At 43.4% G+C, this 15,110-nt stretch carries 13 protein-coding genes, 4 tRNA genes and 1 pseudogene; 12 read left to right on the top strand and 6 right to left on the bottom strand.

The annotated features are described in order from the left end of the window. Positions 1–217: 217 nt before the first annotated feature. Genes trpA through Aso01_RS07380 form a run of 4 tightly spaced genes read left to right on the top strand, consistent with a single transcriptional unit; the run spans position 218 to position 4,201 of the window. On the top strand, positions 218–1,021 hold the full coding sequence (gene trpA, locus Aso01_RS07395; RefSeq protein WP_004933129.1) for a tryptophan synthase subunit alpha: 804 nt from the start codon (positions 218–220) through the stop codon (positions 1,019–1,021). Beyond that, on the top strand, positions 1,018–1,914 hold the full coding sequence (gene accD, locus Aso01_RS07390) for an acetyl-CoA carboxylase, carboxyltransferase subunit beta (protein WP_004933131.1): 897 nt from the start codon (positions 1,018–1,020) through the stop codon (positions 1,912–1,914). Before trpA ends, accD begins: the two co-directional genes overlap by 4 nt. Further along, a complete protein-coding gene (gene folC, locus Aso01_RS07385; protein WP_081401046.1) occupies positions 1,911–3,197 on the top strand; it encodes a bifunctional tetrahydrofolate synthase/dihydrofolate synthase in 1,287 nt (428 codons plus the stop codon). Before accD ends, folC begins: the two co-directional genes overlap by 4 nt. Continuing rightward, positions 3,188–4,201 carry an SPOR domain-containing protein gene (locus tag Aso01_RS07380; protein ID WP_228127962.1) on the top strand — a complete coding sequence of 338 codons (1,014 nt, stop codon included), beginning with the start codon at positions 3,188–3,190 and terminating at the stop codon, positions 4,199–4,201. Before folC ends, Aso01_RS07380 begins: the two co-directional genes overlap by 10 nt. 44 nt (positions 4,202–4,245) lie before the next feature. Here Aso01_RS07380 and Aso01_RS07375 read toward each other — a convergent pair whose 3' ends face one another. Together Aso01_RS07375 and Aso01_RS07370 are read right to left on the bottom strand one after the other, a co-directional pair. Continuing rightward, the gene (locus Aso01_RS07375; RefSeq protein ID WP_004933140.1) at positions 4,246–5,070 is read right to left on the bottom strand and encodes an MBL fold metallo-hydrolase; all 825 of its coding nucleotides are present in this window, start codon (positions 5,068–5,070) and stop codon (positions 4,246–4,248) included. A gap of 123 nt (positions 5,071–5,193) precedes the next feature. Then, positions 5,194–5,835, bottom strand: coding sequence for a peroxiredoxin (locus Aso01_RS07370; protein ID WP_004933144.1), 642 nt, complete (start codon positions 5,833–5,835; stop codon positions 5,194–5,196). Positions 5,836–6,177: 342 nt separating this feature from the next. On the opposite strand from Aso01_RS07370, the gene secA reads away from it, so the two are divergent. From secA to Aso01_RS07330, 8 genes are all read left to right on the top strand, one after another. Beyond that, entirely contained in the window at positions 6,178–8,892 is a 2,715-nt protein-coding gene (gene secA, locus Aso01_RS07365; protein WP_004933148.1) for a preprotein translocase subunit SecA, read from the top strand. Between the two features lie 145 nt (positions 8,893–9,037). Then, positions 9,038–9,397 carry a hypothetical protein gene (locus tag Aso01_RS07360; protein ID WP_004933151.1) on the top strand — a complete coding sequence of 120 codons (360 nt, stop codon included), beginning with the start codon at positions 9,038–9,040 and terminating at the stop codon, positions 9,395–9,397. 144 nt (positions 9,398–9,541) lie between these two features. Then, positions 9,542–10,762, top strand: a complete 1,221-nt coding sequence (gene argJ, locus Aso01_RS07355) for a bifunctional glutamate N-acetyltransferase/amino-acid acetyltransferase ArgJ (RefSeq protein WP_004933154.1) — start codon at positions 9,542–9,544, stop codon at positions 10,760–10,762. Positions 10,763–10,897: 135 nt separating this feature from the next. After that, the gene (gene nadA / locus Aso01_RS07350) at positions 10,898–11,962 is read left to right on the top strand and encodes a quinolinate synthase NadA (protein ID WP_004933159.1); all 1,065 of its coding nucleotides are present in this window, start codon (positions 10,898–10,900) and stop codon (positions 11,960–11,962) included. A gap of 130 nt (positions 11,963–12,092) precedes the next feature. Then, positions 12,093–12,169, top strand: a tRNA-Pro gene (locus Aso01_RS07345). Positions 12,170–12,214: 45 nt separating this feature from the next. Further along, positions 12,215–12,291, top strand: a tRNA-Arg gene (locus tag Aso01_RS07340). Between the two features lie 40 nt (positions 12,292–12,331). After that, positions 12,332–12,407: transfer RNA gene (locus tag Aso01_RS07335), tRNA-His, on the top strand. 4 nt (positions 12,408–12,411) lie between these two features. Continuing rightward, positions 12,412–12,488, top strand: a tRNA-Pro gene (locus Aso01_RS07330). A 130-nt stretch (positions 12,489–12,618) separates the two neighbouring features. On the opposite strand, the gene yfiB is transcribed toward Aso01_RS07330, so the two are convergent. The 4 genes and pseudogenes from yfiB to Aso01_RS15945 form a co-directional block, all read right to left on the bottom strand. After that, a complete protein-coding gene (gene yfiB / locus Aso01_RS07325; RefSeq protein WP_004933160.1) occupies positions 12,619–13,098 on the bottom strand; it encodes an outer membrane lipoprotein YfiB in 480 nt (159 codons plus the stop codon). Positions 13,099–13,115: 17 nt separating this feature from the next. Beyond that, positions 13,116–14,333 (bottom strand): diguanylate cyclase DgcN/YfiN, encoded by a 1,218-nt coding sequence (gene dgcN / locus Aso01_RS07320; RefSeq protein WP_004933164.1) that lies wholly within the window; start codon positions 14,331–14,333, stop codon positions 13,116–13,118. Between the two features lie 3 nt (positions 14,334–14,336). Continuing rightward, positions 14,337–14,840 (bottom strand): regulatory sequestration protein YfiR, encoded by a 504-nt coding sequence (gene yfiR / locus Aso01_RS07315; RefSeq protein WP_025095461.1) that lies wholly within the window; start codon positions 14,838–14,840, stop codon positions 14,337–14,339. Between the two features lie 72 nt (positions 14,841–14,912). After that, a pseudogene (locus Aso01_RS15945) lies at positions 14,913–15,110 on the bottom strand (hypothetical protein); the annotation flags it as partial.

Below are 15,110 nucleotides of genomic sequence, written 5' to 3'. Positions count from 1 at the left end.
GTACACAATAGTATTTTAAAAAATAGGAAGCTTTGATCATTGAGAAATAAGTCAAAATATTGATAAATGTACGCCATGGGTTGTATGAAATACTAAAGATAAATGCATCGCACAATGTCGATACTGTTCAATGAACAAAAAATAGCGTTAAAATGCGGTGTCTTGTATTTCTACAAACAACTCCTCAGTTTTAAATAATCAAGGAAAGCACAACCCTATGTCACGTCTCGCCACCCGTTTTGAACAGCTTAAATCCAAACAACGTAAAGCACTGGTTTCATATGTGATGGCAGGTGATCCACAGCCACAGGTTACTGTGCCATTGTTGCATCAGATGGTCGAAGCTGGTGTTGATGTCATCGAGCTTGGTTTACCTTTTTCCGATCCAATGGCGGATGGTCCAGTGATTGCATTGGCTGCCGAACGTGCATTGGCAGGTGGAACCAGTACGATGGATGCCTTGAATATGATCAAAGCGTTTCGTGAGAAAGATCAGGAAACGCCTGTGGTCTTGATGGGCTATCTCAATCCAGTTGAAGTCATCGGTTACGAAAAGTTTGCTGCATACGCTAAAGAATGCGGTGTCGATGGTGTATTGCTTGTGGATTTACCCCCAGAAGAAGCCAAAGAGTTTGATGTTGTGCTGAAACAGCACGATATGGATCAGATTTTCTTGCTGGCGCCAACCTCGACCGATGAGCGTATTCAGCATGTGGTCAATCAGGCCAGTGGTTTTATCTACTACGTATCGCTCAAAGGTGTGACGGGTGCGGCGACGCTCGATGTTGCAGAAGCTGCAGCGCGCATTGCAAAAATTAAAACCAAAACCTCGATTCCGGTGGGTGTCGGATTTGGAATTAGTGATGCAGCCTCAGCCAAAGCAATGGGTGAAGTTGCAGACGCCGTGATTGTGGGAAGTGCTTTTGTTAAACCTTTTGCTACGTTAGCAATCGACCAAGCGGTTGAACAAACGGTCAATAAAGTCAAGGAGCTTCGAGCTGCGCTCGATGAGTTAGTATGAATCAAGAAGTGAAACCAGGTAAAATCCTAAACCCATCGACGCCATGGACACAACGTCAAGTGCCGGGAATCAAGGTTGCCAATGAGCAGCAAGCCCTTAAAGCCACTTCGACTGAACCGACAATTGAATGTCCTGAATGTCATGCACTGGTTACTCGTACTGCCATTGCATTCAATGCCTATGTGTGTCCGTCATGCGATGAACACTTGCGCATGAAAGCTCGTGATCGTTTGACATGGTTCTTTGATCAGGTGACCACCGAGTTGGGTCAGGAATTTGCAGCCAAAGATCCTCTTAAATTCATCGACAGCAAACCTTATCCAGAGCGTATGCGTGAAGCGCAAACCAAAACAGGTGAAACTGAAGCTTTGGTGGTGATGCAGGGTACACTTAATAATGTTCCAATGATTGCCTGTGCATTTGAGTTTGACTTTATGGGTGGCTCAATGGGTACGGTTGTAGGGGATCGTTTTGTTCAAGCAGCCGAACGTGCAATTGAGCAAAAACAAGCCTTGATCTGTTTTGCTGCATCAGGCGGCGCACGTATGCAAGAAGGTATGTTGTCGCTCATGCAAATGGCGCGTACATCTGCTGCAATTCAGCGTATGAAAGATGCAGGATTGCCGTATATCGTGGTATTGACTCATCCAGTTTACGGCGGTGTAACTGCATCTTTGGCGATGCTGGGCGATGTGCACATTGCCGAGCCTAAAGCCATGATCGGCTTTGCTGGTAAGCGAGTGATTGAGCAAACCGTACGTGAAACATTAGAAGAGCCGTTCCAGCGCGCTGAATACTTGCTTGATCATGGTGTGGTCGATCAAATTGTTCATCGTCATGCATTACGTGATACTGTATCTCGCATTGTATCTAAGCTGATGAACTTGCCTTGAAACTTGACGCTCCACGTATAAATGATGATTTAATGACATGGCTCACGTACTGGGGCCATGTTCATGTTACAGGGATTGATTTGGGCCTAGAGCGCGTCCTCCCTGTGGCCCAAAAACTGGGGGTAACACAGCCCTCAGCCAAGATATTTACCGTTGCCGGTACCAATGGCAAAGGCTCAACCACCACTGTTTTGGCGTCTATACTACAGGCACAAGGCTACAAGGTGGGGTTATATCAATCTCCGCATATTTACCGCTTTAACGAGCGCGTTAAGCTGGCAGGTCAAGAAGCAACCGATCAGGAACTTATTGAAGCATTTGTTCAAGTGGATCAGGCGCGCCGTGAATGTGGTTTAAGCCTGTCATTTTTTGAAGCCACCACATTGGCGGCATTTTTGATCTTTCAGAAACAAGCCTGCGATATTTGGGTGCTTGAAGTTGGCTTGGGTGGACGTCTTGATGTGGTCAATGTGATTGACCCTGATGTCGCGGTCATTACCAATATCGGACTCGATCATACCGATTGGCTCGGCGAAACCATCGAAAAAATTGCCTTTGAAAAAGCAGGAATTATCCGTCCTGACATTCCGGTTGTGTTTGGCGGGCTACAAACGCTTCCCGATGCAATTGCAAGCAAAGCCGCAGAATGCCGTGCCAACTTGCAAGTTGCACAGCGTGATTATTTCTATCAGCTTGCAGAGACACCCAACACTTGGCAATTTGCCAGTGCGGGAGTGACGCTACAACTTCCTACAGGTTCGTTGGCAGTTGAAAATATAGCCACCGCAGTTGCAGCAATCTTGATGAGTGACGTTACAGTCTCGCAGGATGCAATTTGCCAAGGTATTCAAAACGCTAAACTCTCAGGCCGCTTTGAACTACGAAATATTGAGCAAAAGACCGTTATTTTTGATGCTGGCCATAATGGGCATGGTGTTGATTTTTTGTTAAAGCAATTGCGAAATTTCTTAGAATACAATAAACAATACACAGAAGTGATTGCTGTCTTTTCGATGCTGGCAGATAAAGACATCTCAACCGTGGTTGATTTGCTTAAACCTGCCATTACGAGTTGGCATGTAGCGCCGCTGAATAACCCGCGTGCTGCATCGCTCGAACACCTCATGCATGCATTGAAAGATCAAACAACTCAAACATTTGACAGCATTCAAGACGCATTTAGCACTGCAATTGCGAAGGTTAAACCGCATCAGTTGATTTTGGTTTGTGGATCGTTTCATACATTAGAAGCGGTTTGGGAGTATTTGGAAGAATGTCAATGAACAGCAAACAGCGTTGGATGGGTGGCGTTGTTTTATTGGGTGGTGGGGTATTGTTGGCTGCGTTGCTACTCAAAGGCAAAGAAGAAATACATCAGACACACGTTGAAGAACAACAGCAAAAAGTGGAACAAACCACAAAAGATGCCAATTCAACTGCGCCCGTACAATTGCAGTCCATGACAGTTGATGTTGAAACAGAGAAGAAATTACTTGAACAGCAACGTCGTGCGCGGGAGAAATCAGTTGCCGAGCAAGAAGCACGTGCAGCTGAATTTTTAGCCATGCAGCAACAGGCCGAGGCAGATGCCGCGCGTAAGGCCGCAGAGGAATATGCTGCCATCAATGCACGTCGCCAAGCTGCTCAGCAAAGTTCTGACAATATTCCGCCTGAAGTAGTCGAAGAAAAGAAAAATACCGCTCAAAGCACTAAATCTACAGCCAGTGTAGACACGCAAAAGCGTGAGGCAGAAAAAAAAACACTTGAGCAGCAACGTTTAGCAGCTGACGCGCAAAAAAAAGCCGATCAGCTCAAGAAAGAGCAAGAAGCCAAGCGTAAAGCCGATGCCGATAAAAAAGCCGCGGACGAAAAACAGCGTCAGCTTGATGCTGAGAAAAAAGTATCAGAGGCTAAACGCAAAGCCGAAGCTGAGAAAAAAGCACAGGAAGATAAAAAGCGTAAAGAAGACGACGCCAAGAAAGAAGATGCCAAGAAAAAAGCCGAAGCAGAGAAAGCACGTGAATTGCTGGAGCATGGAGATAAAAACTGGATGGTGCAGGTAGCACTTGCAGCCAATCAGGCCAATGCAGATGCAGTGGTGTCAAAGCTGCGTGCAAAAGGTTATAAAGTCACGACGAGCCCAACATCTAAAGGGATTCGGATTATGGTCGGACCATCGAAAGATCGTGATGCGGCCGATGCAGCGCGCAAGAAAATTGTGACAGATCCAAGTTTGAACATGAAATCTGCTTGGGTGATCGACTGGGTTCCTTTAGATCAACGTTAATGCTCTAAAAATAATATTGAAGCTGGGTGTGTATGATTAGATATTTATTTATCTAAGGCTCTGTAACGTTCAAACTCCACCACATCATGTGCACAAATGAGCTCGATCTCAGGCTCATGCTGTGCCATATGCTGTAAACGCGCCAAATTATGTAATCGATTCTTGTTGTCATATGCCAGTACACGCTCAAAAAGCGCCAGTCCTTTTTGTTTATAGTCTGGTTTAAGCTGTTGATGAGAAAAATAGGCATCACCACAAAAAAGTGTCCAGCCGCGCTGATAGTGTTTAATGGCAATCCCACAATGACCAGCGGAGTGTCCCAGAAGAGGAATCATTAAAATCTCGTCGTTAAACTGTGGGGCAGCCTGAACCTTCTCAAAATTAAACCAAGGTTCACCCTGCGTATGTTCTACAAAGTTCCAGTAACGATGCTTTTTAAACTGAGCGGTTTTGTATCGTAGACGGTTTTTTAAATTAAATGACTGTGTGGCGTTAAATTCAGACGCCAGTACATGCACAGTTGCTTCAGGAAAATCTGATATTCCTCCCGCATGATCAAAATCTAAATGCGTAACAAAAATATGTCGGACGTCTTTTGCACTAAATCCCAATTTTTGGATTTGCTGAATGGCACTGTATTCAAAATTGAGTTCGATTTGACCAATATCTAACAAGAAAGACCCAATCCGCTGCTTGGGATGAAGATAATCCTGAATGCCTAAACCGGTATCGATAAGTACTAATCCCTGATCTGTTTCGAGCAACAAGCAATGACAAATGATATGTGCTCGCCATCCCGATTGACCGACAAGAGGTGCGCAAACCGGACACATCGTGCCACAGTGCAAGTGATGAATCTGATAGATCATGGCGAAATAAATCAAGAGAACCTTGAACTTTTATACCGCAAAATATGAGGCAATCCAAGAGAGAATATCTTGAATCAAAATAAAAAATGCCCGTGATTTCAACGGGCATTTTAACGCGAAAGATTAGTCTTTGTCGGGCTGTGGAGTGAGGCGCAGGTACGGTTTAACGGCTTTATAACCTTTCGGAAAGCGCTCTTTGAGTTCAGCTTCATCTTTGATTGACGGCACAATCACCACATCTTCGCCTTGTTGCCAGTTTGCAGGCGTGGCCACTTTATAGTTGTCGGTCAGTTGCAAGGAATCGATGACACGCAACACTTCATGAAAGTTGCGTCCGGTCGATGCCGGATAGGTAATGATCAGTCGAACTTTTTTATTTGGATCAATAATCACCAATGAACGTACAGTTGCAGTTTCGCTGGCATTTGGATGAATAAAACCATACAACTCCGATACCTGGCGGTCTTTATCTGCAATAATCGGAAAGTTAACCGTTGTGTTTTGGGTTTCATTGATGTCTTTAATCCAACCATGATGTGACTCAACATCATCGACCGACAAGGCAATCGCTTTTACGTTGCGTTTTTCAAATTCATCTTTGAGTTTGGCGGTGTATCCCAGTTCGGTGGTACAAACAGGGGTGTAATCGGCCGGATGCGAAAATAAAATACCCCAGTGATCACCCAAGTAGTCATAAAAGTTAATCTGACCTTCGCTCGATTCCTGTTCAAAATTAGGGGCTGTATCGCCTAGACGTAACGTCATTTTAGTCAACCTCGTTTATATGTTGTTATTGCGTTGCAGGTTTTTAATATGCGCTAAATCTTTTGCAAATAAAAAGAAGGTTTTTGTATGTTCTTATAAATATTTTGTATATATTAAAAATTAAGTATTTGAAATAAATAAAATATCTAAAAATTCTTGGCCAGCTAAAAATTCAAATTTTGGGGGTTGATGCAACTGTCTGATTTTTCAACGTCCTGTTGTGCTGGAGTTTTTTTTAAGAGGATTTGTTTAAACCCCTTGTACTTCAAATTTCTGGCTCCATAATAACGAGTGAGAAAAAATTTATTCATCTGATAAGCAAGTTTTTAGAGAGTTTCATTCATGTTGGTAAGTCTGATCGGAGGTATCTTCGGTACAAAAAATGAGCGCGAACTCAAACGCATGCGTAAAATTGTCGATCAAATCAATGCGCTCGAGCCGACGATATCCGCTTTAAGCGATGCAGACTTATCTGCAAAAACTCCAGAATTCAAACAACGTTATCAAAACGGTGAGAGTTTAGATAAACTTTTACCCGAAGCCTTTGCCGTATGTCGCGAAGCTGCAAAACGCGTGATGGGAATGCGCCACTACGATGTTCAGCTCATCGGGGGGATTACCTTACATGAAGGTAAAATCGCCGAAATGCGTACCGGTGAAGGTAAAACGCTCATGGGCACCTTGGCGTGTTATTTAAACGCGTTAAGTGGTCAGGGCGTACATGTCATTACCGTCAATGATTATTTGGCGCAGCGTGACGCTGAGTTGAACCGTCCATTATTTGAGTTTTTAGGCCTCAGTATTGGCACCATTTACTCAATGCAGTCTCCAACCGAGAAAGCAGAAGCGTATCACGCCGATATCACTTACGGGACCAACAACGAGTTCGGCTTCGACTACTTACGAGACAATATGGTGTTCTCGCTGCAAGAGAAAAAGCAGCGCGGTTTGAACTATGCCATTATCGATGAAGTCGACTCGATCTTGATTGACGAAGCACGAACACCGTTGATTATTTCAGGTCAAAGTGAAGATTCTTCACAGTTGTATGCGGCAATCAATCATATTCCACCTAAATTACAGCCACAAAAAGAAGAGAAAGTGGCCGATGGTGGACACTTCTGGATTGATGAAAAGCAACGTTCGGTTGAAATGACCGAAGTGGGTTTTGAAACTGTTGAGCAAGAATTGATTCAGATGGGGCTACTCGCCGAAGGCGAAAGTTTGTATTCTGCGACCAATCTTAATCTGGTTCATCATGTAACCGCTGCAATTCGTGCGCATTTTCTTTATCACCGCGATGTACATTACATCATTCATAATGGTGAAGTGATTATTGTCGATGAGCATACCGGACGTACCATGCCGGGTCGTCGCTGGTCTGAAGGTTTACATCAGGCGGTTGAAGCCAAAGAAGGTTTGGAAATTCAACCAGAAAACCAAACGCTTGCCACCACAACTTTCCAGAACTACTTCCGTTTATACAAAAAGCTTTCAGGTATGACCGGTACAGCGGATACCGAAGCCGCCGAAATGAAAGAAATTTACGGATTAGATGTCGTGATTATTCCAACGCATCGTCCGATGGTTCGTAAAGACATGAATGACCTGATTTATTTGAATCGTAACGGTAAATACGATGCGATTGTGAATGAAATCAGAGCCATTCAGGAAACGCGTGCACCTATTCTGGTGGGTACTGCAACCATTGAGGCCAGTGAAGTGCTGTCGCACAAGCTTACTCAAGCAGGTATTCGTCACGAGGTTTTGAACGCGAAACAGCACGAACGTGAAGCCGATATTATTGCACAGGCCGGAAGTCCTGACTCTGTTACGATTGCTACCAACATGGCAGGCCGTGGTACCGATATTATCTTGGGCGGTAACTGGAAAGCAAAACTGGCTAAAATCGAAAATCCGACTGCAGAAGACGAAGCTCGTTTGAAAGCAGAATGGGAACGTGACCACGAAATCGTACTTAATGCCGGCGGCTTACACATTGTGGGTTCAGAGCGACATGAATCACGTCGTATTGATAACCAGTTGCGTGGCCGTGCTGGTCGTCAGGGTGACCCAGGTGTATCGCGCTTCTATCTTTCACTTGAAGATGACTTGATGCGGATTTTCGCAGGCGATCGCGTGGTTGGCATGATGCGTGCGATGGGTCTGAAAGAAGACGAAGCCATTGAACATAAAATGGTGAGCCGTTCTATCGAAAATGCACAGCGTAAAGTAGAAGCACGTAACTTCGATATTCGTAAAAACTTGCTGAAATACGATGATGTCAATAACGAGCAACGTAAAATCATTTACTCGCAACGTGATGACGTTTTGGCAGAGCATACACTTCAGGATGCGATTGAACTCATGCATCATGATGTGATGGCGGGTCTGATTGGAAACTTCATTCCACCAGAGTCGATCCATGATCAATGGGATATTGAAGGTCTGGAAAATGCCTTGCGCGTCGATCTGGGGATCGAGCTTCCTGTTCAACAGTGGTTAGACGAAGATCGCCGACTCGATGAAGAGGCACTGGTGCAGCGTATTACCGACGAAGTACTGGCGCGTTACAGAGCACGTCGCGAGCAAATGGGTGATGAATCCGCAGCAATGCTTGAGCGTCACTTTATGCTGAATTCACTTGATCGTCACTGGAAAGATCATCTGGCAGCAATGGATTATCTACGTCAAGGTATTCACTTGCGTGGCTATGCCCAGAAAAATCCTGAGCAGGAATACAAAAAAGAAGCGTTTAATCTGTTTGTAAACATGCTTGGTATAATCAAGTCGGATGTAGTGACTGATCTATCTCGTGTTCATATTCCGACACCTGAAGAGTTGGCAGAGCTTGAAGCGCAGCAACAGCAACAGGCCGATGCAATGCGTTTGTCGTTTGAACACGACGAAGTCGATGGTCTGACAGGAACTGTTACACCGCATGAAATTGAAGAGCAAGCTCCTGCTGAGCAAAATGTTGTGCCGCCAGCCAGTCGAAATGCACCGTGTCCATGCGGTTCTGGCTTGAAGTATAAGCAGTGCCACGGTCGTCTTTAAATTGTGATGAATGCTTATTAAATTAAAAGCAGAACAGAAATGTTCTGCTTTTTTTACGAGTTGTTGCAAGGTGTGAATATCATTTGCAGTTTCAGAGATTAAATGGTATTTACTTGCACATCTTGACTTAAAACTTGGTTAGACAATGAAAAAGCTAATACAAAAAATTGCACTTGTCGCATTGGCAGTTCCAGGCTTTGCGATTGCTCAATCGAATACACAAACAACAACAGTCGATAAAGTACAGGCTGCACAAGGCCCAACAACTGCACAAGTGATGGTGCAAAATGACAGCACCACAGTGATCAGTCCGCGTACGGGTATTCGTTATACTTTAGGCAACACCGGGAATCGTCCGATTGTGCTTAAAACTGCGGCCATTGCAGCAGTCAATTCTGCCAATGCAAACCGTATTGTGGCATCAAACCCTGCATTGTCTGTTACCAGTCAAGAAAAAGCCAAACAAGCGTTGTTGGCAACCAATACACAGCCAGCAACCAACTAAGTATTTTATGAAAAAAAGCCAGCCTGCATGCTGGCTTTTTTAATATCCAGTCATCTAAAAAATCAAATCGCACAATGCTCGATTTTTCTGATTAATTGCTCTAAGCTTTTCTTTTTCCGATAACAAACACAGTGGGATTTCAAAATGGCTGTTGGTGACGTAACAATGCCGCACATGCATGTGGTGAAAGGGGTGAAAATTGGTTCAACTGAGGCATATGTGCGTTATCCAAATCGACGAGACTTGGTCATTTTTGAATTTGTAGAGGGTTCAAGTGTTGCAGGCGTATTTACCCAAAGTGCATTTGCCGCAGCGCCCGTACAAGTATCAAAACAACATTTAACAGAAAATGCGACACGTTACTTAATTATCAATACGGGCAATGCCAATGCCGCTACGGGTGACATAGGTTTGTTAAACGCACAAAAAACCTGTGAAAAACTGGCAGAGCTTGCACACGTACAACCGAATCAGATTTTACCCTTTTCAACTGGCGTGATTGGTGAGCAACTCCCAATCGAGCGTTTGCTCGCAGGTATTCAACCGGCACTGACTGACTTAAACGATCATGCATGGACTGATGCTGCTTACGGGATCATGACCACAGACACCACGCCAAAAGGTGCCTCCGAGCAATTCGAACTAGATGGCGTGTTATACACCATGACTGGTATCAGCAAAGGGGCGGGAATGATTCGTCCGAATATGGCGACCATGTTGGGCTTTGTTGCAACAGATGCGCCAATCAGTCAAGCCATGACGGAACAGTTGCTCAAAACCACGGTCGAGCAGTCATTTAACCGAATTACCATCGATGGTGACACATCAACTAACGATTCATGTATCTTTGTAGCAACTGCACAAGCCGGGGGTGAAACAATTAGCAACGAACATGATCCTCGTTATGCTACGCTTCTTGAGGTATTGCAGCGCGTTATGAACCGTTTGGCACAATTAATTGTGCGTGATGGCGAAGGGGCAACCAAATTCATTACTGTTGCCGTTGAGGGTGGACAAAATACTCAGGAATGCTGCGATGTCGCCTACAGTATTGCGCATTCACCATTAATCAAAACGGCCATGTTTGCATCCGATCCAAACTGGGGACGAATAGTAATGGCCATTGGTAAGGCGGGTGTTCCGGCACTCGATTCTAGCAAAGTACAAGTCTGGCTGGATGATGTTCAGATTTGTCGTGACGGAGGTGCTGCGGCAGATTATACCGAGGAGCAGGGCGCGCGCGTCATGGCGCAAGCTGAAATGACCATTCGCGTAGATTTGGGTCGTGGCACTGCAAAAGATACTGTATATACCTGCGATCTATCGTATGATTACGTCAAGATTAATGCGGATTATCGATCTTAATTCAGATCGATAAAAGAACCTCATTCGTGAGGTTTTTTTACATCAATTTTTTGAGTAGCTCATCTGCCTCAATACTGAGTTACCTTAACGTTTAGCGCTCGCAAAATGCTAGCCAGAGAATAGAGAAGACGTTTTATGAATGATGCGACTTTAATTGCAAATGATGCAAAAGTAATCGTGCAAGCGCATTTAGATCGTTTAGGTGAGCCAAAGGATCACCACTTAAGTCCAGAAGTTAAACAGGCTAAGTTCGCTCAAATCAAGGAAGAACTCAAAAAACGCAATGCTGTTCTGGTGGCACACTATTATTGCGATCCAGATGTTCAGGAATTGGCAGAGGCTACAGGCGGGTGCGTGTCAGATTCACTTGAAATGGCGCGTTTTGGCCGTGACCACGAAGCCACAACTTTGGTCGTGGCAGGTGTCAAGTTTATGGGAGAAACCGCCAAGATTCTGTCGCCTGAAAAAACTATTCTGATGCCGACGCTTGAAGCCACCTGTTCGTTGGATCTAGGCTGTCCTGTCGATGAATTTACTGCGTTTTGTGACCAGCATCCAGATCATACCGTAGTGGTCTATGCCAATACGTCAGCCGCGGTGAAAGCTCGTGCAGACTGGGTGGTAACATCGAGTTGTGCTGTTGAAATCATTGAGCATCTCGACAGTCTAGGTGAAAAAATTATTTGGGCACCCGATCAGCATCTTGGTCGTTATATCCAGAAAAAAACGGGTGCCGATATGTTGCTTTGGGATGGCGCTTGCATTGTGCATGAAGAATTTCGTGCCCGTGGCATCGCCAATATGAAAGCGCTCTATCCAGATGCTGCGGTGCTTGTACATCCTGAATCACCCGAGTCAGTGGTTGATATTGCCGATGCAGTAGGCAGTACATCTCAATTGATTAAGGCGGCGCAGACTTTACCTAATCAACGTTTGATTGTGGCGACGGATCGCGGAATTTTTTACAAGATGCAGCAAGCTGTACCAGATAAAATTCTGGTGGAAGCACCGACTGCGGGTGAGGGAGCAACCTGTCGTTCATGTGCACATTGCCCATGGATGGCAATGAACGAGCTAGATGGGATTTTGCATGTTTTACAACATGCTGATCAAGAAATTCACGTCGATTCACAACTTGCCGAACGTGCCAAACTTCCTTTAGATCGAATGTTGAGCTTTAGTGCATCACTAAAACGCTAAAATGCTTGTTAAATATACATTTGATAACGTTTTTTAACTTTTTTTAATTCTAGGTGTTGACGTGGTTGAGCGTCCCGCCTAGAATGCACACCGTACCGCACGATGTGCGATACAGTAAAAGCTGAGAAGACGGAGCATAGCACAGCCTGGTAGTGCACCTGGTTTGGGACCAGGGGGTCGTAGGTTCGAATCCTACTGCTCCGACCAATTAATCGGCGGAAGTATCGCATGATATTTTTTATCATCGGTCATGCGCCTGTAGCTCAGTTGGATAGAGCATCCGCCTTCTAAGCGGATGGTCACAGGTTCGAATCCTGTCAGGCGCGCCATTTGGTAGATTAGCTTGGTAATGTAGAACCCACAGTAGTGGTGGATGTAGCTCAGTTGGTAGAGCCCTGGATTGTGATTCCAGTTGTCGCGGGTTCGAATCCCGTCATTCACCCCAATTTCGGAGCATAGCACAGCCTGGTAGTGCACCTGGTTTGGGACCAGGGGGTCGTAGGTTCGAATCCTACTGCTCCGACCATCTTTAAAAAATTAAAGATGTAAATAAAAAATCCGCTTTATTGCGGTTTTTTTACGTCTGTTGTTTTTATCATTTTATAAAGTTAATACAAAGCGGTATTTAACTTTGTATTAACTTATGAACAATTCGATTACGGCACAATAATAATCGCTACGCGTCGATTGGCTGCACGATTTGCTTCGGTGGTGTTAGGTAATAACGGTTGAGAAGCACCACGACCAATAGTTTGAATATTGCTACGCACAAAACCTTGCTCAACAAAAATAGTGGCTACGCTCTGAGCACGTGCTTGCGAGAGCTTGATGTTATAGTCTGGATTGCCAATATTATCTGTGTATCCCACCACTTTAAGTTTGTGTAACCCATACTTATTGAGTTGATTGCTCAATCGCACCAATTCATTTCGATGGTTCGGATTGACTTCAGACTTGTCAAAATCAAAGAGTAAACGTTCAGGTAGGCCAAGTGTCCAGCCTTCCTCAGTTTGTACAAAACCTTCCTTTTTCAAAAGTTGAACTTGCTTGTACTTTAGCGGCCCGAAGCTTAGACAACCGGAAAGTACAAGACAAATGGCAGCTAAAATCGATATCTTAAACGGATGACTAAACATAATAAGGGGCCTATCGGTTAGGGGGTGTGGATACACCAATGATGATGGAGATGTTTTGCTTTATACATGGCCTGATCGGCTTGTGTGATCAGTTCCTCAGGAGTCGAGGCAAACTGGGAAAAAGCAATACCAATACTGAAACTGAAATAAATCTGATGCTCATTAAAACTGAGCGGTTTTTTGCAGCTTTCTAATAAGTGTTCGGCAATCGTAATCAGATGATCACGTTGATGCACAGATTCTAAAAGTATGGCGAATTCATCACCACCCAAACGCGCAATAAAATCATGCTGACGAATACGTGATTTTAAACGCTGGGCCATTTCGATTAAAACTGCATCGCCTGCCGGATGACCGTATTGATCGTTAATTCGCTTAAACTGATTATTATCGATAAAAATTAAAGCCGAATTTGAGCGTAAGCTCGGTTGCTCAAACAAATGTAACAGTTGACTATAAAAATAACTGCGATTCGGCAATGCGGTAAGATGATCATGCTTGGCTTCAAAAGACAATTGATGATTTTCATCTTGAAGATGTGTGTGCCAAGTTTGAATCTCATGTAAAAGTTGATTAAACACATCATTTAGATCTTGAAATTCTTTAATATTATTTTTTGGAAAGCGAAGGTTGTATGCCTTTTGATCGCTAACAATTTGTGCGGTTTGAGTCAGTGGTTGCATTGATTGCATGATATAGCGATAGGTGGAGTTGGTTGACCACCACAATGCAATAATCATAAATAACATGACCACTGCCAATCCAATTAAAATAGTAACAATAAATTGTAAAATACGCTCTGAACTTCCGTAGATGATCAGTTGTCCGACTTGCTGGTTATTATGAAAAATTTTAAGTTTTACTGGGTCTTTTAGAAAAACATGATCAAGTAAAACTTGTAATCTGGAATAGTAAGCTTTGCTCTTGGTGCTATTGGCTAATTGAATATTTTGATTGTCGAAAACCTCAATGCTTCGGATAGAGTGCTGTGAGGTATATTCATTTAAAATTTGCGAAATTGTTTGTTGATCCCGAAAAACCACCGCAGGTTGTATACGCTCACTGACAGCTAGACTCAAAATATTTAAATTCTGTTTGGTATATGTTTCCATTGTAAAGGTAGAAATTGATACAAAGGTAAAACAACAGATAATTAAGGTAATCGCAAAAATCGTTGCTTGAGATCTGCGGAATACGCTATGCAATGAATTGGACTTATACAGCCGAGAAATCATAACTTACTCCGCATTTTTGGCTAAAAGTAAAACGCGGGGATCTATACGAATTTGAGAGCGACTGAGCGTATCTAAATTAACTTTAAAAGTAGATTTCCCTTTTTGCTGATATAAACAAAAAATACTTCCAATTTCACAATCAATATTATTGGCACTAAAAGACAGTAATGAGTGAGATGGATAGCTATTGATTAATGCTTCTTGCTGCGCAGGTGTTTGACTTGAAAAATAAACGGCCTGACATTGGGTCTTAACAAAACTAGCTGCAGGAATAGATTGAACTTTGTATCCATAAGTAGATTGTTTAATCTGTGTCTGGAAAATTCCCGCTGCTGCTGGGTTATCAATTACGCACAGTGTGGTATTGCTTCCTGTGGAGAGTTTGCTATAACTCATAATTGATAAAGTTAATGTATAGAAATTTTGAACAGGCGAAGCAAAAGACACTTCCATTGATAAGCATAGAAGTGTAAGTAAAAAGAACCTTGATATCACTTTGTGATACATTTCATGATTATCTTTAAAAATGTGAATTTTGTCTATTTTATCGAAAAATTCGAATAAAAAATAGCTGCTCATTTAAAATATTGAAGCAAATGGGTTAATAAGTAAACATTTGTTTATTTTTTTATAAAAACAAGCTTGCAAGGGGTGAGAAATAGTGTAGAATGCACATCCATCGGCGGTGATGCAGATAGAAACTTGTTGAAAAACAGTAACTTGGCTTGAGTGGTTGGGTTGTGGGTTTGAAAATAAAGTTTTAAAAATATCGAAATG

The organism is Acinetobacter soli, from assembly GCF_000760595.1.
Lineage (GTDB): Bacteria > Pseudomonadota > Gammaproteobacteria > Pseudomonadales > Moraxellaceae > Acinetobacter > Acinetobacter soli.
This window is presented reverse-complemented; position numbering and strand designations above follow the sequence as displayed.

Excerpts from the sequence above, each read along its gene's own strand:
- trpA (WP_004933129.1), top strand. The coding sequence starts at position 218 with ATGTCACGTCTCGCCACCCGTTTTGAACAGCTTAAATCCAAACAACGT.
- accD (WP_004933131.1), top strand. The coding sequence starts at position 1,018 with ATGAATCAAGAAGTGAAACCAGGTAAAATCCTAAACCCATCGACGCCA.
- Aso01_RS07380 (WP_228127962.1), top strand. The coding sequence starts at position 3,188 with ATGTCAATGAACAGCAAACAGCGTTGGATGGGTGGCGTTGTTTTATTG.
- Aso01_RS07375 (WP_004933140.1), bottom strand. The coding sequence starts at position 5,070 with ATGATCTATCAGATTCATCACTTGCACTGTGGCACGATGTGTCCGGTT.
- Aso01_RS07370 (WP_004933144.1), bottom strand. The coding sequence starts at position 5,835 with ATGACGTTACGTCTAGGCGATACAGCCCCTAATTTTGAACAGGAATCG.
- secA (WP_004933148.1), top strand. The coding sequence starts at position 6,178 with ATGTTGGTAAGTCTGATCGGAGGTATCTTCGGTACAAAAAATGAGCGC.
- Aso01_RS07360 (WP_004933151.1), top strand. The coding sequence starts at position 9,038 with ATGAAAAAGCTAATACAAAAAATTGCACTTGTCGCATTGGCAGTTCCA.
- argJ (WP_004933154.1), top strand. The coding sequence starts at position 9,542 with ATGGCTGTTGGTGACGTAACAATGCCGCACATGCATGTGGTGAAAGGG.
- nadA (WP_004933159.1), top strand. The coding sequence starts at position 10,898 with ATGAATGATGCGACTTTAATTGCAAATGATGCAAAAGTAATCGTGCAA.
- yfiB (WP_004933160.1), bottom strand. The coding sequence starts at position 13,098 with ATGTTTAGTCATCCGTTTAAGATATCGATTTTAGCTGCCATTTGTCTT.
- dgcN (WP_004933164.1), bottom strand. The coding sequence starts at position 14,333 with ATGATTTCTCGGCTGTATAAGTCCAATTCATTGCATAGCGTATTCCGC.
- yfiR (WP_025095461.1), bottom strand. The coding sequence starts at position 14,840 with ATGTATCACAAAGTGATATCAAGGTTCTTTTTACTTACACTTCTATGC.